General features: G+C 56.2%; 13 protein-coding genes (1 of these 13 only partly in view). All 13 read left to right on the forward strand.

Annotation, left to right across the window (positions count from 1 at the left end; all coding sequences use genetic code 11):
* Positions 1–9,159: the end of a putative Ig domain-containing protein gene (locus M0P74_11650; GenBank protein MCK9364234.1), read on the forward strand. 21,975 nt of this gene lie to the left of the window's left edge; 9,159 of the gene's 31,134 nt are visible here — the last part of the coding sequence; its start codon lies beyond the left edge, outside the window; its stop codon occupies positions 9,157–9,159.
* A gap of 81 nt (positions 9,160–9,240) precedes the next feature.
* Positions 9,241–11,544, forward strand: a complete 2,304-nt coding sequence (locus tag M0P74_11655; protein ID MCK9364235.1) for an Ig-like domain-containing protein — start codon at positions 9,241–9,243, stop codon at positions 11,542–11,544.
* Positions 11,545–12,102: 558 nt separating this feature from the next.
* Complete coding sequence (locus M0P74_11660) at positions 12,103–13,302, forward strand: acyl-CoA dehydrogenase family protein (protein MCK9364236.1); 1,200 nt, start codon at positions 12,103–12,105, stop codon at positions 13,300–13,302.
* A complete protein-coding gene (locus M0P74_11665; GenBank protein MCK9364237.1) occupies positions 13,302–14,300 on the forward strand; it encodes a ketoacyl-ACP synthase III in 999 nt (332 codons plus the stop codon). The genes M0P74_11660 and M0P74_11665 overlap by 1 nt, the downstream gene beginning before the upstream one ends.
* Complete coding sequence (gene fabA, locus M0P74_11670) at positions 14,297–14,887, forward strand: bifunctional 3-hydroxydecanoyl-ACP dehydratase/trans-2-decenoyl-ACP isomerase (GenBank protein MCK9364238.1); 591 nt, start codon at positions 14,297–14,299, stop codon at positions 14,885–14,887. The genes M0P74_11665 and fabA overlap by 4 nt, the downstream gene beginning before the upstream one ends.
* A gap of 293 nt (positions 14,888–15,180) precedes the next feature.
* Positions 15,181–15,912: a 3-oxoacyl-ACP reductase FabG gene (locus M0P74_11675; protein MCK9364239.1), complete on the forward strand. Its 732-nt coding sequence runs from the start codon at positions 15,181–15,183 to the stop codon at positions 15,910–15,912.
* Entirely contained in the window at positions 15,902–16,384 is a 483-nt protein-coding gene (locus tag M0P74_11680; GenBank protein ID MCK9364240.1) for a beta-hydroxyacyl-ACP dehydratase, read from the forward strand. Before M0P74_11675 ends, M0P74_11680 begins: the two co-directional genes overlap by 11 nt.
* A gap of 303 nt (positions 16,385–16,687) precedes the next feature.
* Positions 16,688–17,968, forward strand: coding sequence for a beta-ketoacyl-[acyl-carrier-protein] synthase family protein (locus tag M0P74_11685; protein ID MCK9364241.1), 1,281 nt, complete (start codon positions 16,688–16,690; stop codon positions 17,966–17,968).
* 38 nt (positions 17,969–18,006) lie between these two features.
* On the forward strand, positions 18,007–18,255 hold the full coding sequence (locus M0P74_11690) for a phosphopantetheine-binding protein (protein MCK9364242.1): 249 nt from the start codon (positions 18,007–18,009) through the stop codon (positions 18,253–18,255).
* 9 nt (positions 18,256–18,264) lie between these two features.
* Entirely contained in the window at positions 18,265–19,011 is a 747-nt protein-coding gene (locus M0P74_11695; GenBank protein MCK9364243.1) for a 1-acyl-sn-glycerol-3-phosphate acyltransferase, read from the forward strand.
* A complete protein-coding gene (locus tag M0P74_11700) occupies positions 18,992–19,621 on the forward strand; it encodes a 4'-phosphopantetheinyl transferase superfamily protein (GenBank protein ID MCK9364244.1) in 630 nt (209 codons plus the stop codon). Before M0P74_11695 ends, M0P74_11700 begins: the two co-directional genes overlap by 20 nt.
* A 241-nt stretch (positions 19,622–19,862) precedes the next feature.
* Positions 19,863–21,161 carry an ATP-binding protein gene (locus M0P74_11705; protein ID MCK9364245.1) on the forward strand — a complete coding sequence of 433 codons (1,299 nt, stop codon included), beginning with the start codon at positions 19,863–19,865 and terminating at the stop codon, positions 21,159–21,161.
* 356 nt (positions 21,162–21,517) lie between these two features.
* A partial coding sequence (locus tag M0P74_11710) for a hypothetical protein (protein MCK9364246.1) occupies positions 21,518–25,890 on the forward strand: 4,373 nt, incomplete at its 3' end.

The raw sequence follows: 25,890 nt of genomic DNA on the forward strand, positions 1-25,890 counted from the left end.
CTTTTGGGAGCGGCTCGTTTCCTGACAATCGGCGGCGGACTCCAGACGGTAGAAGCGGGAATCCTCGGTCAGATTGACGCAGCCGCTCTGCTCAATGGGTTCTATCTGCTCAAACTCACCGCCTCCGATATCAGCGGCCGCACCCGCAGCGTCGAGCGCGTGGTGGAGGTAAGCAGCGCCGTAAAAACCGGCGAGGTTGTGCTACAGGCCGTTGATCTCGAAGCGACCCTGGGCGGAGTTTCGCTTTCCCTGGCGAGGGCCTACAGCTCGCTGATGACGGATATTTCCGGATCATTTGGAACGGGATGGGTGCTTGCGGGCTATGACCTTGTCTTGCGCAGCAGCGTCGTTCCCACCGGTATGGAAAGCAGGGGGCTCTTTGCCGGCTACCGTGAGCAAACCCGTCTGACGCTGCTTTTGCCTGATGGCAATTCCGCTTCTTTCACCTTCACGCCACAGGCAGTCGAGGAGGCGGGGGTCGCCTTCTATCGGCCCGCCTGGACTGCCGATGCCGGCATAACCTGGCAGTTGACCACCTCTGACGCCGTCCTCGAACTGGCGCGGGGCATCTATTATCAGCGCGGCACGGGCCTTCCCTACAATCCGGCCAACGGAGCATTTTTCGGTGAAAATGCCTACCGTCTGACCGCTGCCGATGGTCAGATCTGGCAGTACAGCGCCGCGGGAACCCTCAAGATGATCAGCGCCGCCGGCAAGACGCTCATGGCGACCGATAGCGGCATCTTCGCCGCTGACGGTTCGAGCGTAACCTTCCAGCGAGATGTCGCGGGGCGCATTGCGGTTCTGACCTCGCCCGCCGGGAACCGGATCCAGTACGGGTATGACGAAGCTGGTCTGCTGACTTCAGCCAACAATCTGGGAACGGGTCTGAGAAGCTGGTACGGATACCAGGCTGGTACCGCGCTCTTGAATATGACGGTTTCTCCGGAGGGGGAAGGCCAGCTTATCCGCTATGACTCTAAGGGGTTGCATACTTCTGATGAAGCGGTAAATTACGTCCTCGGGTCGTTGCGTCAGGCGCTTGCCGGAAGCTCCGCGGCAGTAATCGGCACGGGCGAGACGCTCCGCTGGGCCTTCCGGGTTACAGCAGAGGAGATGAACACCCTTGGCGCCGATTCCATGATCATTACCCTGCGGGCGACTGGAACCAGCGGGTTTACTCCCGCCGCGCCGCTTATTGAAGGCGCCCGGACAATTGGCGCAGGTGCAGGTTTTGCCCTCGTTTCGATTACGTCGCCTAGCCTCTATGTGGTCTCCGTCTCCGGAATTGACGGTTCGACGGCAGGCAGTGTTTCCCTGACGGTTGGGATCGCAGGCGACCTGAACGGCGACGGCCTGGTTGATGGCGCCGACGTGACGCTCTTCAATGCCGCCGACGGGAGCAAAGCAGGTGACGCCGCTTATCGTACCGCCGCCGACGTTGACAACAGCGGCACTGTGGACGCAACGGATCGGTATTTCCTGCTGCGCAATTACGGTTTTGTCGCCAATCGGGCGCCAGTCGCAGCGGCCGGGTCGGCTGCCACCTATATGGAAATTCCTGTCCGGATCGATCTGCTGCCCCTGACGGCTGATGCGGATGGTTCCGCTCTCAATTTCGTGATCACGAATGTGAATGGCGGTTTGGTGACGATGGCGGGCGACGGCCACACCGCTTACTTCCGCCCAGCGGCCGGCTTCAGCGGCGCGGCGAACTTCACATACATGGCCGATGACGGCTCGGCGCGCTCCACTTCCGGTACGGTGACAGTCAATGTCTCTACGGCGGCCCTTTTGGAGGTGCTCTTCCGTAGCGAAGAGGCGACGCTGCTGCTTCCAGTCGAAGCCTCCGCGCATCTGGTTCTCTATGGCCGCTTCGCCGACGGCGGCATTGTCCGCCTCCCGCCCGGTTATGCTCAATGGTCGTCTTCGGATGAAACTGTGGCGCTTGTGGATGCCACGGGCAGCGTCTGGGCCAGGAGCGCCGGTTCGGCGATTATATTTGTCGCCAAGAGCGGCACAACGCTGCACGCGGCGGCAGCCGTTCAGGTTGGCCCCTGGCAGGCGCCTGCGGCCTACGACGTCTATCCGGATGCCTACCTGCTGGAGACGGGCGGCACGCGGCAGATTGTCTTTGGCGCCGTTTATGGGAGCGACCGGGTGGATCTGGCGCCCGCGGTCCAGGGTACCTTCTACGTCAGCATGGATGAGAGCGTCGCCACGGTGAGCGCCGGTGGCCTCATTACGGCGGTCGGCGCGGCCGGTCAGCATACCGCTGTTGTGGTCATCAACGGCGCCATCCGCCAGGAGGTGTTCGTGAGCATCGGGGCGGTGGTGGCCAACGGCGACCCTGTGGGCGCCGAAGGCGCCATCATCAGCAACGAGGAGGGTGTCAGCCTCTACCTCCCGCCCGATACGCTCAGCGGCCAGAACGTGTCCGTCACGACCGTTGCCGAATCTGCCCTGTCTTACCCGGCAGTCGGCGGCTTTGACTTCGTCCAGGGCATCAAGCTCGACTTTGAGGGCGCCACGCTCGATAACCCGGTGTCCATGGCCATTCCGGCTACCGGTTATGAGCCAGGGACGTCCCTCTTCCTCTTCCGCCAGGGGTCCTTCCTGGTGGGTCCCGGCCAGTTCGTACAGAGCTGGGAGCTGGTGGATCGGGCCACGGTTGGCAGCGACGGCCTGGCCCATACCACCTCGCCGCCCTATGCCGGCGGGATAACCGATGGCACCTATTTCCTGGGCGGCAACCCCAATATGGCGGAACTGGTGGTCACGAACATGTATCCCGATGCGGTGATTGAGGTCATTACCGGCGCCCAGTCTTATTTCAACTACCCCAGTTCGGTCTTCGACAACCGGCTGCCGCTGCCGCTGGATGCCACCAGTGTGCGTCTGTGGCGGGGAGCTCCCGACGGCATGGCCACTTTCAAGAATGCTCCCCTCTCCGGACTGGTGAAGGGCCAGGTAATTTCCCTTAATCTGGAAGTGGACGAACCCACCCTCAACGACGAGCGTCCCTCCCTCCGGAACGTGACCGTGAGCATCGTGGATGGCAAACCCACGGTCACAATTGAGGCTTGGGATTTCCACACCGATGACCCGAACCTTCTGCGCGTGGTCTTCCATCAGGAAAACATGCCCCTCCGCCTGGAGGAAGCCGATCACGGTGGGTATGTGGTGGCCGCCGGTCCGATCCAGAACAACACCATCCAGGTTCAGGTGCCTTCAGCCCTGCCTTTGGGCCACCTGGTCCTGAGGGTGGAGAACCTGGTGTACCGTTACCAATACCAGCCCGGTGCCGATCCCAAGCGGATCCCCGTGTGGGTGGAAAGCATCTCCCGGGCGCCGGAATATCAGAAGCCCTATCTGGTCTGGGTGGCCAACATCAGTTCCAATACAGTCTCGGCCATCGATCCTAGTGCCGAAGACGAACCGAAGTCCGTCGCTGAGATTCGTGTTGGACTTGCCCCCTCCGATGTGGTGGTGAGCCCCGACGGGCTCCGGGTTTTCGTCTCCAACAGCGGAGAGGGCACCATTTCGATCATCGATACCCTGACCCTGAAAGAGATTGACGTCGATCCGGCAACCCCGGGGCTCGACCGCATCAAGATCAACGAGGGCAATTCCCAGCCCTGGTTCATGGCGCTCGATCCCGACACCGGTTGGCTCTACATCAGCGAGCGGACCGGACCATATATCTACGGGGTAACCACCAAGGCCGACGATTTCCATTATCGGGGCGTAAATAATAAGGTTGGCGGGACCGAACGTCTGACCGGGCTTACCGGCATTGCCGTGACGGCCGCGGATCCCCAAACGGGCAAGCGCTACCTGGCCGTGGCAACGCCTGGTGAGAAGGACCACTGGTACGGCGGCGACTTCGGTTTTGACCCCCGCTATCCCGGCTATCTCTACTACGGCCTGCTGGTTGACGGGGGGAATAACGGTATCTGGGTGAAATCTTTCCAGCGCCTCGAGGCGGGCTACAAACCCTTCGGAGTGACCGCCGGCAAGTTGCCCTACGAGGTGGCAGTGGCGGTACGGGGCAGCGATGTTATCGGCATGGCGGTCTTCAACCTGAAGGAAGGCAAGCTCAGTCACAACGTGGTCATGGATATGGAGCGGGCCATCGAGATCCGCAAGGCCTTTGCCAGGAGCAAGGACGCCCTTGATGCTACTCTTACCGGAGCTGTCCTGAGCCTCATGATTCCCGGTGGAAGCATGGCGATCGAGATGTCCATCATTAAAACCTGGAACGCCAATACCTATTTCGATATCAACAATATCGAGTCCGTCGTCTTTACCAAAGACTATAGGTATGCCTTTGTGGTGGGCAACGCCACTTTTAACGGCGATACGGATTTCACCCGCGATCCTTATCTCGGGCACGGGGGTAACATCGGGGTGGTGCGCGATCCCCTGAATCCCGCCCTGGCGAAACTGATCGGCGTTACCGAGGAGTGGCCTATGTCCTGGCCCGATGAGATCACCATCGATCCTACTAACATCTACGTCATGGCCGCCTTCAAAGGACTCAATCCGAAAACAGGCAATGACCAGCTGGGCAAGAGTGGCTCCGGTCGGATTGTTTACTACAACATCAGTGACCTGATCCTGGCTGCCGAGACCATGGACGAGGCCTATGCGAAGGAAGGCAAGAAGATCGACAAGACCATCGACCAGTACGTGGCAGATGGGGGCAAACTGAAGCTGCAGAAGGGGAAGATCGAGGTCGGCGCCCGGCCCTCCGGCATCGCGGCGAGCCCGGATGCGCCCACGGATTTCATCGCCCAAACGGCTGCCTTCATCGAAGGCGGCACGGAAACTTTCAGCATGCCTGTCATACAAATCAATTATCTGATCACCGGCGTCATTCCGAACAAGCCGCTTACGATCCAACTCTGGTCGGCCAGCGCCCCTTCGCTGGACGGGGCGGCGAGCGAAACATTAGTGAAGGAATGGGAGCCATTGCGCGGCGATGAGTCGCTTTCGGCGGGCGCCCATAAGGTGTATCTACCCCTGGTGAATGGCCTGAAGGCGAGCCAGACGACCTGGTACATCGTCAAACTGGACGCCAAGGATACTTTCACTGAGTTCAAAGAGAACAACAACGCCGCAGCTTTCCGCATCCCGGTTGCAGACCTGACGGCGAAATACGACGTTGATCCGCTCGATTTAGAATTCGGCCGTTACATTTACGGCGTTTCTCTCGTTAACGAATTCGAACTCCGGCTGCAGAAGGAGTTCGTCACGAGCAGTACAGTCGTCACGATCTTCGAGGGCAACAGGCAACTCTCTCCGCAAAAGGTCAATGACTATCTGTACCGTTTCACGCTGGACATGGCCGACATTCCCGACAATACAGAACTGACCTACAAGGTGATGAACGGCGACACCGTGGTCTTGGAGAAGACCTACGTCATTCATACCTTCGGGCTGCCCAACTGGATCAATCCGAAGCTGTACGAAGGCGATGCCAACGAGCTCCGCACTGTCAAGTGGATTCCCCAACTGAACGCCTACTGGGTCGAGGCGATCGATTTCGTTTACACCTGGCAGACGGCGATTCCGGAACCCGTGGTGATGTTAGGTGGCCAGGTGCTGTCCCTTAACTATGGCGCCTATCTGAGTCTCGCCTTCAATCTAAAAGGCGAGGCTATTTACCAGGACGCCGGCCCCACCTTCCAGCTATCGCTCTTCGGCAAGGACATGGGGCATCTAAATGTTCCTGCTCTGTCGTGGCTAAAGGCAATGGGGAAAGAAGAGCTGGAAATCAAGTTCGGCTCACTCCAGGAGTTTTTTGTGAATCTCACCGATGCCTTGGTAGCGGCCGCGAGCGACTCCAAAGAGGCGGGGGCGGTTGTGAATTATCTGGCAGGTTCCGTCTTTAAAGGCGATAAAGGCGATAATGCACTGCTCAGCTCCGATAAAGATGAGGCAACACAACTGGCCCTTGCCTTGGGCAAGGACCCGGGCGATAAGGAGGATGATGCTGATGAAGGTGGTTTGAAATACGCGCTCTTTGTTAAAGCGAAACCCTTCGTCGTGGATAAAGAGTTGGCTCTCGTAGAGGGCGAGATCTCGATTAAGGGGTCCATCGAGAAAGATCTTGGAGAAATCGAAGAGGAATACAAAATCCCGCCCATCGGTACTCTGCTTCAGTTCAAAGTCGAGGCGAAACTCGGCCTCTCGCTCAAAGTTGAGATCGACACGGGTCTCAAAGCCGTCAGCGGATTTCTCGTCCCGAGCAACGATGTGCTCAAGGTGACAGCGACGGGCACCTTGGAGGCCACCGGCAAGGCAAATCTCGCCCTGGGCTTCACAGGGGTGAGCGTGACGGCGAAGGCGAGTCTCGGTATCGAGCTGGCCTGGACGGGGACCGACACGGTGCCGACGCTGACGTTCCCTTTGAACATAGGGGTGGAGATGCAGGCCCATGCATTTTGGGAGTTGTACACCAAGGAAGTCTTCGAATGTGAAATCTTTGACACCCCGGACGTCATTGAGGGACCTTATACGTTAATTCCCGTCGAACTTCCCGCCCACAGGGCGAGCGCCGGGATCGATGATGAGGCCGCCGGCAACAACGACTTCACCCACGCCGACGACCTGGGGATCGTGGCGGGTAGCTACGAGAACCCCTTCCTTTTGCTGCAGGATCGGTACGATCGCGATTACTACCGCTTCCGGACGATCGATGCGGCTGCGCCAGCCGACGATGTGCGCCTGAGTTTCCCCGAATTCACCAACGCCGATCCGAATGTCTCTGCCGTGCTGCTGAACGAAAGCGGCGCGGTGGTGAGCGAAATGGCCTTCGCTGCCGACCATTCGGGAATCCTATCCCTGGCGGGGCTTCCCGCGGGGCAGTATGTCCTGTCAGTCTGGGGGACTGATAATGCGCCGACATACATCCCGGTGAATTACGGTGTCCGGATCAATGCCCCGCAAAGCGCCAATGCGGCCCTGGTGGCCGCGATGTCGGTGGCGGGAACGCCCACGGTGGTGGAGGCAGGCCGGATACTGGAAGTAACGGTGAAGGTGGTCAATGCCGGCGGAGCCGCGGCCTCGTCCGCCGAGGCAGCCCTGGTGTGGAGCCGGGACGGCCTCATCGATCCGGGCGACGGGCTCCTGCTGCCCTCGTTTATGGTGCCGGCGCTGGCGCCCGGACAGAGCTGGGAGAAAATCCTCAGCGTGGTCTTGCCGAATTCGGTTATCGGGCCGGTTTACATTGGGTTTGCCGCGGACCGTAGACAGACCGTGACGGAGGCCTATCGGGGCGACAATGAGGTCAGCTACGCCATCGAGGCGGCCCTGGCAGCCGATGCCTATGAAGATAACAATCTGATCTACACCGCGACTCCGCTGGGTGGGCTGGTGGTGGGCCGGGAAATCACAGGTCTCAACCTGGCCTCTCTGAAGGATAAGGATCTCTTTGCCTTCGAACTGGCTGAAACCGGCACGGCAGCCGACAACCTGGCTGTCTGGCGCTCCGACGAAACCGGACCCGTGGGGCTCCTGCTCAAGGACGGCAACGACGTCTTCGTCCGCCGGGGCATTATGGATGAAACTGCCGGCGCCTCTATGCTGGCGCTGGAAGGACTGCCGGCCGGGAGATACTACCTCAGCGTAGTGCCGGCGGGCCAGGCCGGCTTCGAATACCGGCTGGTCGTGGAAAGCCAGACTCGGACCAAGGCCAACCTGGCGGTGCAGGAAGTGGAGGCCGACTATGAACTGCTGCCGGGCGATACGGCGCACACGGTGCGGGTGCTGGTAAGCAACTATGGCGCTACGGCGGCCCATTCCTTTGATATTTCGGTGCTCCTTACGGAGGGTGACATCACTTATGCGATCGGTTCCGGGACCGTGGGTGTCCTCGGCGCCGGGCAAACCACGATCGTAGAAGTGCCGATCAGCATCCCCGCCGGACTGACGGCAGGCGCCACGGTGACAGTGACGGCCCGCGTCGACACGGCCGGGAGTGTCGCGGAACTCAACGAAGCCGATAATGAAGCCGCTGCCCAGGTCCTTGTGGCCGGGAGCCCCGATACCCAGGAAGCGGCCGAATATGCCGCGGGCGGCTACATCGATCTGGGGGTGGTGCGCGGCACGCAGACGGTGGACCGAAACCTGCACAGCATCTACGATCAGGATCTGATGTCCCTGGGGTTGAGCGGCACGGGCGCCGCGGGCGACGAGATCCGCCTGACCTTCGACGAAGCCGCGGGTGTAATCAGCGTAGCCCTCTATGACGCCGAAATGGTCTTTGTCGCCGGGGGACAGAAGTCTGCTGCCGGCGACTACCGGATCAGCCTCGAAGGGAGAACCGGCGGCGCCTATTACATCATCGTGCGGGACAGTGGCCAGCCGAGAACCGGTGCAGGCAGCCAGGCCTATACCCTGACGCTCCAGACGCCCGATACGGCCGGCGCCAACTTGACGGCAACCGGGTTGTCGCTGGATTCCGTGCTCGTCTCCGGCGGATCCGCCCAGGTGAACGCGACGGTGAAAAACATTGGCGATGCGGCATCGGCGGCCTTCACCGCCAAATATTATCTCTCGACGGATAGGTTGATTGATGCGAACGACACTTTGCTGGCGACGGTCTCATTTGCGGCGCTTGCCGCCGACGCAGAGGCGACGGACAGCCGCATGCTCGATCTTTCCGGGGTTGCGCCGGGCACCTACTATCTGGGGTTGCTGGCTGACGATGGCAATCTGGTAACGGAACCGGTGGAGACGGACAACGTTCGCATTGCGCCGCTGGTTGTTCTGCCCCTTTCCGACCTCCATGAGAGCAATGATTCACTCAAGACCGCTTCCGTTGTGACTTTATCAGGCGGCGGCGTAAGCGTAACGGGTCTTAATCTCCACAACAGCGAAGATACGGACATTTTCCGCTTTACGCTGACCCAGGCCGCCGGTGCGACGGATATCGCGCGGATCAATTACCGGACGCAGGAGCCTTTTTTGCTCTTTAGTCTGCTCGATGCCTCGGGCAATGTTATGCGCAGCGTGATCGGCAGCAACGGAATTGCGGCTCTGCCGCTGAACGGCCTGGCGGGCGGCGTCTATTTTATGAAGGTTGAAGGAGCGCAGGATTTCGCTTACAGCACGGGATATGACTTGAGCATGACCGTCGCCGGGGCTGCCTGAGTGCAGAGGGGCGGAGTTTTCCGGAACGCGGGGAGTATTAACGAATTTATAAGGTCTCGATATTTGAGGGCAGCAGCCAAGATGCAGAACGCAGAACGAAACCGGAAAAACGGGTCACATGCCAATCGACTGTCAAAGTCCCGGCCCTGCGGATTGTTGCGCCTGCTTCTGCCTTTCTTGTTTCTGTTGACTATGCTGGCGCCGCTGGAAAGTAACGCTGCGGACCTGGCGGTAATAAACGGCGACTTCTCAATCGATGACCCTTCAGATCCCAATTTCGGATGGACACTCAGTGGCGCGGCGTACATCGACGCGGGCACACTTAAACTTCCGGAAGGGGGAGACACTTATTCTGAAGCGTCGCAGGTGATCAATATTCCGGCGGGGACGTCCACGTTGTCTTTTACCCTGATGAAGATAAATCTGGAGCCCGACCAGGGAAATCCTCCGGATGCCTTTGTTGTTTATCTGGAAGACCCCACGACCAAATCGGCGCTTATAGAGCCAATTGATTCCACCGCTATTTTCAGGTATCAGCAGACCGGGGAGGTCTCTTATTCCCCCAAGGTGACCGTTCCTGGCGCTTCCGCAAGCGGCTCTGCCTGGACTCCTGTCCTGCCGGCACAGGTGCTGGTTGATGTAAGCGGTATCACCACAACGGCTGTCAGCGCCAGGGTGGTATTTTCGCTCGTAAATTATGCAGGCGGGGCAAGCCAGGTCGAGATCGACAATTTCCAGACCATGGCAGCCCCCGTGGCCAATGATGACACTTCCACAGTAAATGAGGATACGCTGACCCCGATCGATATCGATGTTTTGTCGAACGACACGGATCTCAACGGAAACGAAACGCTGGATCCGGCCACCGTGGCGGTGGCGACCTCGCCTGCCCACGGGAGCGCTGCGGTTCAGTCTGACGGAAAGATTCGCTACGCCCCCGCATTGAACTATTGGGGTTCAGATAGTTTTACCTATACGGTGAAGGATAACGATGGGCATCTTTCCAATACAGCCACGGTGACGGTGAACGTGCTGCCGGTGAACGATGCGCCGGTGGCAAATGCGGACACGCTGACTGCGGCAGAAGACACAGCGGCGACCTACACGTCGGCGCTGTTGGTGGGCAATGACACGGACGTGGAAGACGACACGCTGACGGTTGCCGGTGTGACGAGCGGCGCTGGCGGCACGGCGGCGCTGAACGCCGACGGGACGGTTACCTTCACGCCAAGCTTGAACTTCAACGGCGCGGCGAGTTTCACATATACGGCCAGCGACGGCAGCGCGACGAGCAATGCGGCGACGGTGACGGTGAACGTGGCGGCGGTGAACGATGCGCCGGTGGCGAATGCGGACACTTTGACTGCGACTGAAGACACTGCGGCGACCTACACAGCGGTTCAGTTGGCGGGCAACGACACGGACGCGGAGGGTAGCGCCCTGACGGTTGCCGGTGTGACGAGCGGCACGGGCGGCACGGCGGCGCTGAACGCCGACGGGACGGTTACCTTCACGCCAAGCTTGAACTTCAACGGCGCGGCGAGCTTCACATATGCGGTCAGCGACGGCAGCGCGACGAGCAGCGCGGCGACGGTGACGGTGAACGTGTCGCCGGTGAACGATGCGCCGGTGGCGAATGCCGACGTGCTGACAGCAACGGAAGACACGGCGTCAACTTACACGGCGGTTCAGTTGGCGGGCAACGACACGGACGTGGAGGATAGCGCCCTGACGGTTGCCGGTGTGACGAATGGCACGGGCGGCACGGCGGCGCTGAACGCCGACGGGACGGTGACTTTCACGCCAAGCTTGAACTTCAACGGTGCGGCGAGCTTCACATATACGGTCAGCGACGGCAGCGCGACGAGCAATGCGGCGACGGCGACGGTGAACGTGGCGGCGGTGAACGATGCGCCGGTTGCAAACGCCGGCCCGGACCAGTCGATAAGGGAAGGAAATGTAGCGACCCTGGACGGCTCCTCATCGGCGGACGTGGAGGATGTCAATCTTGTGTATTCCTGGACTCAAATTAGTGGAGCGCCCACGGTGACGCTTTCTGATCCGGCCGCAGTGAAGCCGACCTTTGCAGCTCCGAAGGTGCAAGCGGCGGGCGGTCTGCTGACCTTCCAACTGAAGGTGACGGATTCCGGCAATGCGGAGAGTACGGACACCGTTTCCATCCAGATCAATAATTATGTGATCCCCTGTGATGTGAATGACAGCGGCGCGGTTGATCTTGCCGATTCCGTCATCCTGCTGAGGGCGTTCACCCGACTTCCCAATCCTGGCGTAAGCATGACACTTGCGGCGGATGTAAACGGAGATAAGCGCCTGGATATCTCGGAAGTGATCTGTACCCTCCAGCATGCCGCGGGGCTAAGGTAAACCCATAGATTAATATCCCCCTGCGTAGATTGCTTCGCACTGCCGCGGACGCATTCTACGCACCGCGAACGGTAATTCTCTCCGAAAATCTTTGCGCGGCTTCCTCATCCTGACGCCATGATGAAATCAGGAAGCCATAAAGCCACGAAATAACTGAATTATGACTTCCGCGAGCTTTTAATTATCCCGGTATTTTTATTGAGGGCATGGATATTTCCGAAGATTTCCTCATTTTCTCCTGCCTTTCTGATCATTGAAGACAATCTTACCAATAAATCCAGTATCTTGATTTCGAGAGCCTTGAATCTTTGCTTATCCCGTCCTGGCAATGGGCGCGGTTACGTGCAATTTTGTTCATTATCGAATAGTTACGAGTTTGCAGCGGATTGCTCGCAATGGTAAATAGCAAATATTACGAGTGTTTTAGTGAGTAAAATTGGGGCTGGTTCTTTGTCTGAGATATGGCATGTTATATGCATTTTAAGGCACGAAGCCCCTGGGCCGAGGCACGCCTCTGTGTGGCGCCGATTAAATTACGGATTAAGGAAAGAGGTTTAAATGGATTTCAATCTTAATGAAGAGCAGAAGCAGTATCTTGATACAGTGCGACGTTTCGTGGCGCGGGAAATAACGCCCCATGTGCTCAATCTCGAAAAGGGGCATGTCTTTCCATTTGAAATTATCCGCAAGGCGTGGGAACTCGGCGTCATGAATCTTTCCATCCCGGAGGATATCAAGGGTTATGGGGTGGATGCGATTGCGTCGGCGTTGATTATCCGCGAGCTTTCCTATGGCGACAGCGGAATTGCCACTTCGACCATGTGCAACGACCTGGCCAATATCGTGATCGCCCTGCATGGCAATAAGGAGCAGCAGGAACGATTCCTTTCCCCGTTTGCCAATGAAGCGATTCTGGCTTCATTCTGTCTGACTGAACCGAATGCCGGTTCCGACAATTCCAGCATGACCACCGTCATGCGCAAAGGCAAGGACGGAAAATACATCCTGAACGGCGCCAAATGCTTTATCACCAATGCCTCTTTCGCATCCCAGTTTACCGTTTTTTGCAAGGTGGGGAAGCCGGCCTCCCCGTTTATGGCCTGCGTGGTCATTCCCTCGCTTTCGTTGGAACCGGAAACGGCGGAACTTGATTCCCACTCCTCCCGCGAGATTCCGCTTCCCGGCGGAGGCAGGATCGTGACGGGCAAGCCGGAGGACAAGTTGGGACAGCGTCTCTCCAATACGGCGACGGTCACCTTCGAGGACGTGGTCCTCGATGATGAACAGATAATCGGAGATCGGCGTCTGGGTTTCCAGTACATAACCGATGTCCTCGACTATGCCCGGCCGATGGTGGCGGCAATCGGGGTGGGCCTGGCTAAGCGCGCTTTGGACGTGACCCTTGCCTATACCAAGGAGCGCCGCCAGTTCGGTCAGCGGATTTGCGATATGCCGGTTGCCAGAGAAACGCTCGTCGCGATGTGGAAAAAGGTAGAGCTTGCCGATATGGCCCTGATGAAGGCGGCGTTCATGATCAAGGATGGTTCGCCCGAGCAGGGGATGTATGCCTCGCTTGCCAAAAACATGGCCGCCGAGGCGGCAATCTTCTGCGCCACGGAAGGTTTGCACCTCCACGGCGGCTATGGCTTCATGGCCGAGTATGAGATATCCAAGCTGCTGCGGGATGCCCAGATCATCGATATTTATGAAGGCACCCGCGAGGTTCAGAACATGATCATCGGCAGGGAGCTGATTTAATGCTTTATCTGCACGGAATTGGCCATTTTCATCCGGAAAACGTAATGAGCAACCGCTTTTTTGAGGAGCTCGGCATTGGAACGGATGATGCTTGGATAATGGAGCGGGTAGGGATTCGGGAACGGCGGACGGTTCTTTCCCTTGACTATATAACCCAGACGAAAAACAAGGATCCGCGGGCGGCGAACGAGGCCAGCCTTTACACCAACGCCCAGACGGCGTCTTTTGCGGCCAAAACGGCGATGGAACGCGCCGGAATAAAACCTGAAGATATCGGGTTGGTTATCTCTGGCTGCTGCGCCCCTTCCTATTCGACGCCGGCGGATGCGGCGGTCATTGCTGCCGCGCTGGGTATCGAAGCCCCGTGTTTTGATCTGAACTCGGCTTGCACGAGCTTTGGGATGCATGTGGATTTTTTAAACAGAATGGCGCCGGAGCGGCTTCCGCGCTACGTCCTCATTGTGCAGCCGGAGAACATCACCCGGGCGATGGATTTCAGCGACCGGTCAAACTGCGTTCTTTTCGGCGATGGAACCACGGCCGCTGTTTTGTCGGGAACGGTTCCTTCACGCCTGGCCTTTATCGAATCGGATTGCATGACGAAGACCTCGGCGTGGGATAAGGTCATGATCATCAATGGCCATTTCCGTCAGGACGGACACGCCGTTCAGGGATTCGCCATCCGCAGCATGACGGATTCCGTCAGAAAATTCATGTCTTTTACTGAAGGAAAAGAGGGGCGTTTCCTTTTTATCGGTCATCAGGCGAATATGCTGGCCCTCCGCACCGTCTGCGAGCGGGCAAAGATAGCCGATGAAAATCACTGGTATAACGTGGATTCATTGGGGAATACCGGCTGCGCGGGGGCGCCGGCGGTGCTGAGCGCCCACTGGGACGAATTAAAGGATGGCGACCGGGTGGGAATTTGCCTCGTCGGGGCAGGCCTGACCACGGTTCAGTTGCTATTGGAAGTTGATGATAACAGGGTGCAACAATGACCTACGAGGAATTTCAGCAGGGCGGGAATTTCAATAAGGAGCAGATAATTGCCTTTGCCTACGGGAAACTGGTTGACAATCCGCCGGAGTCTTTTCTGGCCCGTCTCCCGGCGCCGCCGTTTCTGATGCTGGACCGGATTATAGAGATTACCGCGGACGGTTCGAAGGGATCAATCGTTGCCGAGCAGGATATTCATCTGGATGCGTGGTATTTTCAGTGTCACATGCCGGGCGACCCGGTGCAGCCCGGCTGCCTCGGGGTTGATGCCATCTGGCAGCTCCTCGGATTTTATTGCGTCTGGCGCGGGGCCTTGGGATCGGGAAGGGCGCTCGGGTGCGGCGAGGTTGCCTTCAGTGGCCAGATACGTCCATATAATAGCATAGTTAGATACGAGGTCGAGGTGAGGCGTTTGACGCATCTCAAGGAATCGGGGGCGACAATTGCGGTCGGCGAAGGGAGTATCTTTGTGGACGGGGAAGAGATTGCCGAGGTTCATGGGGCCCGTTCCGGGGTCTTCAAAAATATAGCATATCAGGACTACCCGCTCCGCTCGGCAAATTCAGTCGGCGGCAAGTTGGGGAAGTAATAAATATGCAATCCAATATAAAAATGGATATTGAAGCTATTGGCGTACACCGATAATCTTATATGTTGAGCCAATTGCAAAACTCCCCATTCTTGTCATTCCCGCAACGATTCTGAGCGGGAATCTGATTCTAACGGCTTGAAAAACCATATTCCCGATAGAGACATTCGGGAATGACAAATGGTTTTGCAATTGGCTCTGTTGCCAATTATATTAAATTTTATGATTCCATTCAACCAGTGCCAGCCGCGGAGCGGCGAAATGTTAAGAAATGTTAATAGCAGGTGAGGGGAATGACAGATGAAAAAAAGGTTGCAATTGTAACGGGGGGCGCGAAGGGAATCGGGGCCGCCTGTGTGCGCGAACTCTCCGGAAGGGGCTTTCGGGTGGGGATTTGCTTTCGTTCCAGCAAAGAGGCGGCGGAAGGCCTGCTTGAGGGGATAGACGACGGATTTTTACTGCCGGTCGATCTGGCCGATATCGCGCAGATTGACCAGATGCTGGAAGGCCTGAAAAGTGAAACAGCCCGCGTTGACGTCCTTGTCAACAATGCCGGGGTCGCAATCGATATCGACATGCTGCGGATGAAAATCGAGCAGTTTGACCAGCAGCGCGCAGCGGCGCGGGGCGCCTGGTACCTGACAAAACGCATTTTGCGCCAGTACATGCTGCGCGCCAACAGCGGCCGGATCATTAACATTTCAAGCGTAGTCGGCCACACCGGGAACGCCGGCCAGATTCCCTACGCGATGGAAAAGGCGGCGCTCGACGCCCTGACGAAATCCCTTTGCCGGGAACTTAAAGGACGCGAGATTCTTGTCAATTCTGTTGCCCCCGGGTTCATCGATACGGATATGACCGTTCGCCTGCCGGAGGAAGTCCGGGAGGGAATTCTGGCAGGCATTCCGCTCGGCCGGATGGGACGGCCGGAAGAGGTGGCCCAGGTCGTCGGTTTTCTGGCAGACTCAGCATCTTACATAACCGGCACGGTTATCCATGTGAACGGAGGAATGTATGGCGGCTGATGCTGCTTTACGGAATCGCATTCTGGGAATGGTGCCCCAGCAGCGCCCATTTCGGTTTATCTCGGAGATCCGTGAACTTGACGAGGAGCATATCGTCGGGGCTTACCGGTTTGGCGAGGATGAGTATTTTTATCAGGGTCATTTCCCCGGCTTTCCGGTAACGCCCGGGGTTATCCTGATTGAGACGATGGCCCAGACAGGGGTTGTCGCGTTCGGCATTTATCTGCAGATGATGCAGAAAAAAGGGGAAAATAGTCTGGAGGATATGATAGCGCTTTTTACATTCGCCGATGGCGTGGAGTTCAATGATGTTGTTCGTCCCGGCGAGACGGTCACGGTTTCCGCGAGGAAGTCATACTTCCGCGGGAATCAGCTCAAGTCTGAGTGCGCCATGACGAGGCAGGACGGCGCGGCTATCTGTTCCGGATTTCTTACCGGCCGGGCGGTGCCGCGGGAAAAGTTTGCCAAATAAAGCGCCAATGGAGGGACCTTTGAATTTCTCCCGAAATGTTGTTAATTGTCATTCCCGTGAAAACGGGAATCTGGTCTTTTCGGGAACTTATAGATTATGAACATTAAGCTTCGCTTTCCCGCCTGCGCGGGAATAACAAAAGGGTATAGATTTTCAAAGCTCTCAATGGAGGGGCGCGCTTTGTCGCGTCCGTGGCAGATGGTAAATAAATAATTTGCATTTTCAGTTAAGGATAAATCCATGCAGTTACTTTTTTTATCAGGGTACTTGCATGATTAAAAGATGTTGTGAGGAGAGGGTTTGATGAGACGCAGGGTTGTTGTTACGGGGATGGGGGTGGTGGCGCCGAACGGTTACGGTCTCGACGCATTTGCCGACGCCCTTCGGGAGGGTCGGTCGGGGATCCGTTTTGTCCCCAGGATGGCGGAGTTGAACTTCGGCTGCCAGGTTGGAGGAGGAGCGCCGGAAGGCTTTGACAAGATCAGAGACAGTTATTTTGACAGCGAAGAGTTGATGTCGATTAACGACAATATCGGGTTTGCCTCCGTCGCGGCGATCGATGCCTGGAAGGACGCCGGTTTCAGCGTCCCTGCGGCTGATGAAGACCGGGTGAATTGGGATGCCGGCGTCATTGCCGGATCCGGCATCGGCGGCATGGACACGATTGCCGGCACTTTGGTGCCGCTGGTCAACGACGGCAAATGCCGACGCATGGGAAGCCGGGTTGTCGAGCAGGTTATGAACAGTGCCACGAGCGCCCGGATCGCCGGCCTGCTCGCTTTGGGAAATCAGGTTACCTCGAACTCCTCGGCATGCAGCACCGGCAATGAGGCGATTATCGAGGGGGTTGCCCGGATCAGAAACGGTTTGGCGACGCGCATGCTGGCCGGAGGTTCGGAGGGGGCTTCACCGTACATCTGGGCAGGGTTCGACGCGATGAAGGTCATCTGCCGCAAGTTTAACGATCGGCCGCAGGAGGCGTCGCGTCCGATGAGCGCCACCGCCGCCGGTTTTGTGCCGGGAGCGGGAGGGGCATTTTTGCTCTTGGAGGAATTAGAGGCGGCTTTGGCGCGGGGGGCGCGCATTTATGCCGAGGTTCTGGGCGGAATGGTGAACTGCGGCGGCCATCGGAACGGCGGAACCATAACGGCCCCTAATCCGGAGGGGGTTGTCCGCTGCATAAAGGGGGCGATTGCCGACGCGGGGATTGCTTCCGAACAGATCGACCTGATCAACGGCCATCTGACGGCAACCTCTGCCGATCCGGGAGAGGTGAAGAACTGGTCGGTTGCATTGGGGCGCGGCCCGGAGAATTTCCCGATGATCAACTCGACAAAGTCGATGATCGGACATTGCCTCGGGGCAACTGGCGCGATCGAATGCGTCGGGGTAGTACTGCAGTTGCGGGACGGGTTTATCCATCCTTCCATCAATTGCGAGGATGTTCATCCCCTGATTGCCCCCTGGGAAGGCAGCATCCCGCATGCGGCCGTTGATTCGCCGGATTTAAAGACTGCCATCAAAGCCGGTTTCGGCTTTGGCGACGTAAACAGTTGTCTGATTTTCAAAAAATGGGAAGAATAGTCTAATTTAAAATCAATTATTTCAAGGAGGATTTAAAAATGGGAAAAGAGCAGATTACACAGAAGGTTATCGATATCTTGAAGGGATATGTAAAGGATCAGTCGCTGCTGGAAAAGGCAACGCCGGAAACTCATATCATCAAGGATTTGAAGGTAAATTCGGCGAGATTGGTCGATATCATCATCAAGTGCGAGGATGTTTTCGGCACCACGATCGAGGATGACGACGCAGACCGGATTACGACTATCGGCGACGCGGTTGAGCTTATTTATCAGAAGGCTGCCTAATTTAAGGTCATGATAACACCAACGGATCGCCGTAAACTGTCCTTACAGCAATTTCTGGGCGGGATCGCCGCCGTCGTGACGGCGCCGCTTTGTTTTCTCTTCGTGAAGTTGAGAGGGTACAGTATCCGCGATTTAAAGCAGGTTCGCCAGCAAGTCAAAAGCTTGACTCGCAAACACGAGGGGCCATGGCTTGTCTGCCCCAATCACCTGACGATGATTGATTCGCTGGTGCTAACCTATGGCCTTTTATCGCTCCCCGATCATATTTTTCATTTCCGGCAAATTCCTTGGAACTTGCCGGAAATAAAGAACTTTTACAAGAATACCTTTCTTGTGGTTTTGTGTTACCTGCTGAAATGCATCCCGGTTGACCGGGGCGGGAGCCGGGAGGAGGTGCAGCGACTGCTCGATAAATGCCTCCAGGTGTTCAATTGGAAGCAGCGGCTGGTTATCTTCCCGGAGGGGACAAGGTCACGACACGGCAGGGTTGACCGGGAGAATTTTTCCTATGGCGTTGGCCGGCTTGTTGATGAGCAGAAAGAAACCCGTGTATTGATAGTTTATCTGCGCGGAGACCATCAGGAAAATTACGGATCGATGCCGGTTCAGGGAGAGCGTTTCACGATGTTGCTGGAGGCCTTCGTCCCGGAGCGCCGTGAAGGGGGAGGGCTGCGCGTGCAGAGGGACTACGCGCGGCAGATAGTCGATCGCCTTGCTTTGCTGGAGGAGCAGTACTTTGCCTCCCGTCGGCAATGACATCGTCGATCTGGCCGAGCCGGAAAATATCGGCAAAAGCAGCGACAAGCGTTTCTGCCGCCGTGTTTTCAATCCCCGTGAATTATCGTTAATCGCCAACTCCGACCGCCCGGACAGCATTCTCTGGGCGCTCTGGGCCGCAAAAGAGGCCGCCTACAAGGCGGTAAGCCGCGGCGATCCGTCGGTTTGTTCAATACCCAAAAGATATCCCGTTAATATCGAGTCAGGGGCTTGTCTTTCAGATGCCTCTTCTCTGCAGGGCAGCGTGACCACTCCCCTGGGACGGATGCCCGTGCAGATATTTATTGCCGGGGAGATGCTCCATGTGATTGCGGCAGAAACTTCGGAGGCGCTGGCGAGGGTCGTTTTCCGCGTCGAGCGGATCGATGCAGACAGCGATGATCCGTCCCTGTTTGCAAGAAAAATCCTGCTCGACGAGGTTGCCCGACGTCTTTGCTGCCGCATTGACGATTTGTCCGTTGCCAGAGAGGAACAAGGGGCAGGCGCCCCTTTCTTGCTTTTTCGCGACAACCGCCTTCCCGCCGAAATAAGTCTGAGCCACGACGGCCGGTTTGTCGCCTTTGCCCTGGATCCTGTTACCATTGGGTAAATTCCGCTCAGAGCGATGCATGCCGGCCAACGCAAATGCCTCATTACAATCAATTATTTATGGACGCATTTTAGACCGCCGATCGTTTTATTTAAGTCAATATAGACACATACCGACCGTTAGCCCAAGCCCAAACTGACAGCAATTCCAGTTTCCCGGATTTTCCTTATATATTATTCGGATTATTACTTAAATTATTTCGGATTATAATGTATGGTAGGTTATAAGGAGGTAGATATAAATGTTCTACAAACGTCATATAAAAGAACGTATCATTGAACTTTTACAAGATTTTCGCATTGTTTATCTAACCGGCCCTCGACAGGCTGGGAAAAGCACTATTGCCAGAGAGATTGCCAAAGAGCTGGGGATGGGGTACTATACCATTGACGATGCTGCCTTGCGGGCGTCTGCCCTGAGCGATCCCCAGGGTCTCCTTGCTTCCCTGAAAAAACCTCTGGTACTGGATGAATTTCAGATGGCGCCCAGCCTGATTGGCGCCATAAAGATAATTTCAGATATCGCTGACAGCCAAAAAGGCATATTTCTTTTAACCGGTTCTTCCGATATTTTTCGATCCGCCCAAGTACAGGAAACATTGCCGGGTCACCTGGCACGGGTAGAGCTTTACCCGTTATCGCAAGCGGAGCGATATAATTGCCACAGCAACCGGATTGACCTGATCGTTGGCGCCGCATTTGATGATACGCTGCTGAAACCGCTGAACAGAGTCGCCCTCGGGCAGATGCTCATGGAAGGAGGTTATCCGGAAGTGATAACCAAATCTCCCCGTTCTCGAAGCGCATGGTTTGCTTCATACATCGAAGGTCGTCTGCTGAAAGATTTTGAAACCATGCATCGGGTCAAAGGGGACTATCACACTAAACTATCGGCGCTCATCCGCAACCTGGCAGGCATGAACGGAAATCTGGTAAAATATGCAAATATCGCCAACGATCTGTCGCAGGATGATAAAACTGTAAGACGGTACATGGAGATATTGGAGATGATGTTTATCATTCAGCGCCTCAATCCGTATGTTCGCAACCGCTCCAAACGCGCTGTTGTTGGAATGCCTAAACTCCATTTTATTGATACGGGTCTGGCCTGCCACCTGCTGGGACTGAAACAGGCCGAATCACTCCATACAACTCAATTTTTTGGCGGGCTTGTGGAAAACTTCGTCTTTTGCGAATTACTGAAACATGCAACATGGTCAACTGAAGAGGTACAATTTTACCATTTCCGCGACAACGCAAAGAATGAAATTGATTTGGTTATAGAACGGAGTGACGGCAAGGTTATCGGCGTTGAGGTAAAGGCTTCCATGACCGTCGGGCCGGAAGATTTTGCAGGCATCGCCAGTTTTGCCGATTACAGCAAAGACAATTTTCTCCACGGCATACTGTTTTATTCAGGGGACAAAGTGCTGCCGTTTAAAATCAACAATCTTATCTGCTTCGCAGTTCCGATTGCCACATTTCTTGCCCGCCAGCCTGAAGCAGCAGATGGCGGTCGTGTCGAAGAAGACGCAATCTAAACCGCTGAAAAGATCCCGGCGAGCCAGAAACAGATCCTCTTCGATGACGTCCTTTGTGCAGCGCGGGGCGAAGACTGTAGAAGAAAAGCTTGACTCAACGCGACTGCCCGACTCCGCCTTGGAAGAGAGGCGCAGGTGGTTCCCGGGAATAAAGAATTGTGAAAAAGGTCACATGTTTTCGATAATTATCTTGACTTTTCGTTAAGTTTGACAATAGTTGTAAAAAAAAATACTCCAGAGACACTCCATATTCTTTGCAAATAGGGTTTTATATTTGTTGATCGGAGGCGTTCATTTTCTGGTTGAAATCGAAAGGGTAAAGTAATGAATTTAAACTGATGGAATTGGGGCAGCTTATGAGAACAAAACACAATTTGATTGTTGTCTTGTGCATTCTGGCTTCAATATTCACTTCCTCCTTTCCTGTTTTTGCTTCAGAGACCTATAAATTCGAGCGTGCCTGGCCGACGATACAGCAGCCGTGGTATTTCAGTCCGCCCTTCCATATCGCTGTTGACGACAAAGGGTATGTGTACGTCGTCAACAGAAGCGCCGGAAGGATATTCAAATTTAACGCAAATGGTCAAATCATCACCAAGTTCGGCAGCAGCGGCGCCGGCAATGGACAATTTACCAATCCCTATGCCATTGCCGCCGATGAGGACGGCAATATCTACGTAACCGATTATGGCGCTTGCCGGATCCAGAAATTTTCCTCAAGCGGCGAATACCTTGCCTCCTGGGGCAGCTCCGGCACGGCAAGCGGTCAATTCACGCGTCCCACGGGCATCGCCACGGACGGCAGCGGTTTTGTCTATGTCCTTGATTCGGGCAGCAACCACATCCAGAAGTTTACCACCGGCGGAACCTTCGTTTTGCAATGGGGAGCCCCCGGGGTGGGAAACGGCGAGTTTAACCTCAACAATGCCGAAAAGAACACCTTCGGTTCCGGCATTGCCGCAGATGCAACCGGCAATGTCTATGTCGCCGATTTCGGCAACCATCGGATTCAGGTTTTCAGCGAGGAAGGGGTATATCTACGGCAGTGGGGCGCTGCCGGCGAAGCGGCGGGCCAGTTCGGGAATCCGGACGGCATCGCCTTGGATAGAGAAGGCAACGTGTATGTTGCCGACAGCAACCTTTTGCCCAGAATCCAGAAGTTCAAAACCGATGGTACATTTGTCGACGTGTGGAGCAGTTCGTTTATTGTAGAGCCCACGGGGATTGCCGTAGACCCCGGCGGAAAAGTTTATATCACCGATTTCTCACAGATTCTTTCCTTTACCACGGAGGGCGTGCTTCTCACCACCTGGAGCAGCGCGGGCACCGGCGACGGCCAGCTCACCCTGCCGGAGGGCATAACCGCGGACACTACGGGGAATATTTTCGTTGCCGATACAGAAAACCACCGCATCCAGAAGTTTAGCCCCGAGGGGCAAGCCCTCAGCAAGTGGGGAAGCGCAGGCGACGGCAACGGGCAATTCCACTTTCCAGCAGACGTTGTCCAAGATGGCCAGGGCTATCTCTACGCGCTGGACAGCACAAATAACCGCATCCAGAAGTTTGACGCCGACGGGAACTACATTACCGCTTGGGGAAGTTACGGGACCGGCAATGGCCAATTTGCCTCGCCCAAGGGGATGGCCATCGATACGGCAGGGAACATTTATGTTGCCGATACGGATAACTACCGGATTCAAAAATTCGCGCCCCCTTCGGACAATCAGGCCGGCAGCCCGCATCAGTTTTTTGCTTCTTACGGCGGCGCCGGCACACAGGATGGTCAGTTCAACCTTCCGTATGATGTGGCCATCGACGGCAGCGGGAACATCTATATTGCCGACTCGTTCAACCACCGGATTCAGAAATTCGGTTCCGGTGGGGCATTTGTGAACAAATGGGGCAGTCAGGGAAGCGCTCCCGGACAGTTTGCCGGACCGCGCGGGATAACCATCGATGGCGACGGCAATCTCCTGATTGCTGACACAGGCAATAACCGCATACAGAAATTTGCTGCCGACGGTCAGTTTATTGCCGCTTTCGGCGCATCGGGGACGGGAGCCGGCCAGTTTACCGACCCCTGGGGCATTGCCGTTGCCCTGAACGGCAAGGTTTATGTCACGGAAAACAAAAACAACCGCGTCCAGGTATTCGCCCCAGTGACGCAGATCGACAACACGAAAGCCATCATCGTTGCCGGGAGCGGCCCCTTTCCCGGAAACGACCTTTGGGATGCGACCCAGATGGCAGCCAATCTCGCCTATCGCTCCTTGAACAACCAGGGATTTACCAAAGAGACGATCTACTATCTCTCCGCCAATATAAGGCTGGACCTGGATGATAACGGTGTGGCGGACGATGTGAACGCCGACGCGACCAGGGCCAACCTCCAGGACGCCATCACCCGGTGGGCAACCGATGCCGATAACGTCATCGTCTATCTTACCGGGCACGGGGGAGATAAGAGCTTCCGCATCGGAGCAAAGGAGATTGTTTCCGCGACGGAGCTCGATACATGGCTGAACCAGTTGCAGAATGTCATCCCCGGCAAGGTGATCGTTATTCTCGATACCTGTGAGTCGGGCAGTTTTGTTTCCCCGCTTGCTGTGCCGCCCGCCGGCAAGGAGCGAATCGTCATCACCAGCACCTCCCCCGGCGAATCAGCCGCCTTCATATCCCAGGGGGCGATCTCTTTTTCCAACTACTTCTGGGGTTATATCTTCAATGGCTATAACCTTTCCGATGCCTTTACGATGTCCAGGAATGCGATCAACTTCACCGCCTCCCAGCAATTGCCCCTTCTTGAGGCCAATGGGAACGGCATCGGGAGCGAGGATGGCGATTTTGCACAAATCCAGACGGTTGCCATTGGCGGCGGCATCCGGCTTGCGGGCAATACTCCGACAATCGGCAGCGTCTCGCCGGACCGGACGATCAGCGCCACAAACATCGCCACTTTCACAGCGGAGAACGTTGTCGATCCGGATGGCATTGCCCGGGTGTGGGCCGTGGTGCGACCGCCCAACTATACCCAGAACGCCTCACTGGCCGCCGTTGACAATCTGCCTGCCTTTGACCTCCTCCCTGTGGGCAGTAACCGCTATGAGGCAACCTATAACGGTTTCACCTCCCTGGGCACTTACCACGTCGCCATTTATGCACGGGACCGCCTGGGAAACACTACCATCCCGGTTTTGACCACCCTGTCGGTGACGAACCCTCTCACCCGGAAGGCAATTATTGTTGCCGGAGGTGGAACCGGCGATCCTTTGTGGTCTGCCTATCAACAAAACGCCCAACTTGCCTATGTGGCATTAACCTATCAGGGGTACGGCAGCGAAGATATCTATTATCTCAGTTCAACAATGACCGAAGGCGTCGATGGCACGCCGACCGCGGCCAACCTTGCCAATGCCATTACCAATTGGGCAAAAACGAATACCCAGGATTTGACGCTCTACCTCATCGGCAGCGGCGACAACGGAACTTTCAAGCTGAGCGGCGCCGAGACCCTGCCGGTTGCGACTCTTGATGGCTGGCTCGATGATCTGCAGCAAAGCATCGCCGGCGAGGTCACGATCATCTACGATGGCAGCAATTCAGGAAGCTTTGTCGGCAGTCTGGCGGCGCCGGCAGGCAAAAAGCGGATAAGCATTGCCAGTTCCAATGCCAGTGAATTGGCGGCATTCCTTTCGGATGGCGATATCTCCTTTTCCGGATTTTTCTGGAGCCAGGTGTTGAGTGGCGCGACGCTCCAACAGGCTTTCGTCTATGCGAAGAAGGCGATTGTCTTTTCCAGTAAATCCCAGACGCCTTTACTGGATGCCGATGCAAACGGCGTGGCAAACCAGAAGACGGATGGGGCGATAGCAAGCGCCTACAGCATTGGCGCCGGTATCATGTTTGCCGGTGATGAGCCCTATATCGATTCCGTTTCTCCGGAGCAGGCGTTGAACGGCAGAACATCGGTCACAATCTGGGCGGACGGTATCGCTACGACCGGCATCCTCGATACGGTCATTGCCGTGGTTACGCCGCCTGCTGGAAGCTCGCCGAACCAGCCTTACACCATCACGCTGACCTCAGTAGGGAACGGGCGGTATGAAGGAACGATAGAAGGTTTTACCGCTTATGGAGAATATGAAATAGCCATTTTTGCCAAGGACAAGAAGGGGAACCTTTCGCTCCATAAGAAGACAAAGATTCATCACAATACGGAGACGCAGGTAAGCGGCGGGGAACTTATCGAAAACACAATCTGGTCGGTATCGCAAAGTCCGTATCACCTGCTTGGGAATCTGATCGTTCCCACCGGCCTTACCCTGACCATTGAGCCTGGCGTTACCATCAAGATTGACAGCGGCAAGGCGATACAGGTGGATGGTACATTGATTGCCAGGGGTACGAGCGAGAACAAGATCATCTTTACCTCCAGCCAGGCTACTCCTGTGGCCGGAAGTTGGGGTTTCATCAAGTTCACCAATTCGAGCATTGACGCTACCTTTGATGATTCCGGCAACTATACTGGCGGCAGCATCTTGCAGCACTGCAAAATCGAGTATGCCGGTGGCGGTTCAGTACCGGATGCTGTGATCGTGGAAAGCGCTGCTCCCTTTATCGACAACTGCGAGATAGCCTATACCAAAAGTGCGGGCATATACGCAACCAATCCGCCGAATATTCGGATTACCAATAATAATATCCACCACAGCCAAAAAATTGGTAACGG

This window comes from Syntrophales bacterium (genome assembly GCA_023229765.1).
Classification (GTDB): Bacteria; Desulfobacterota; Syntrophia; order Syntrophales; family UBA5619; genus DYTH01.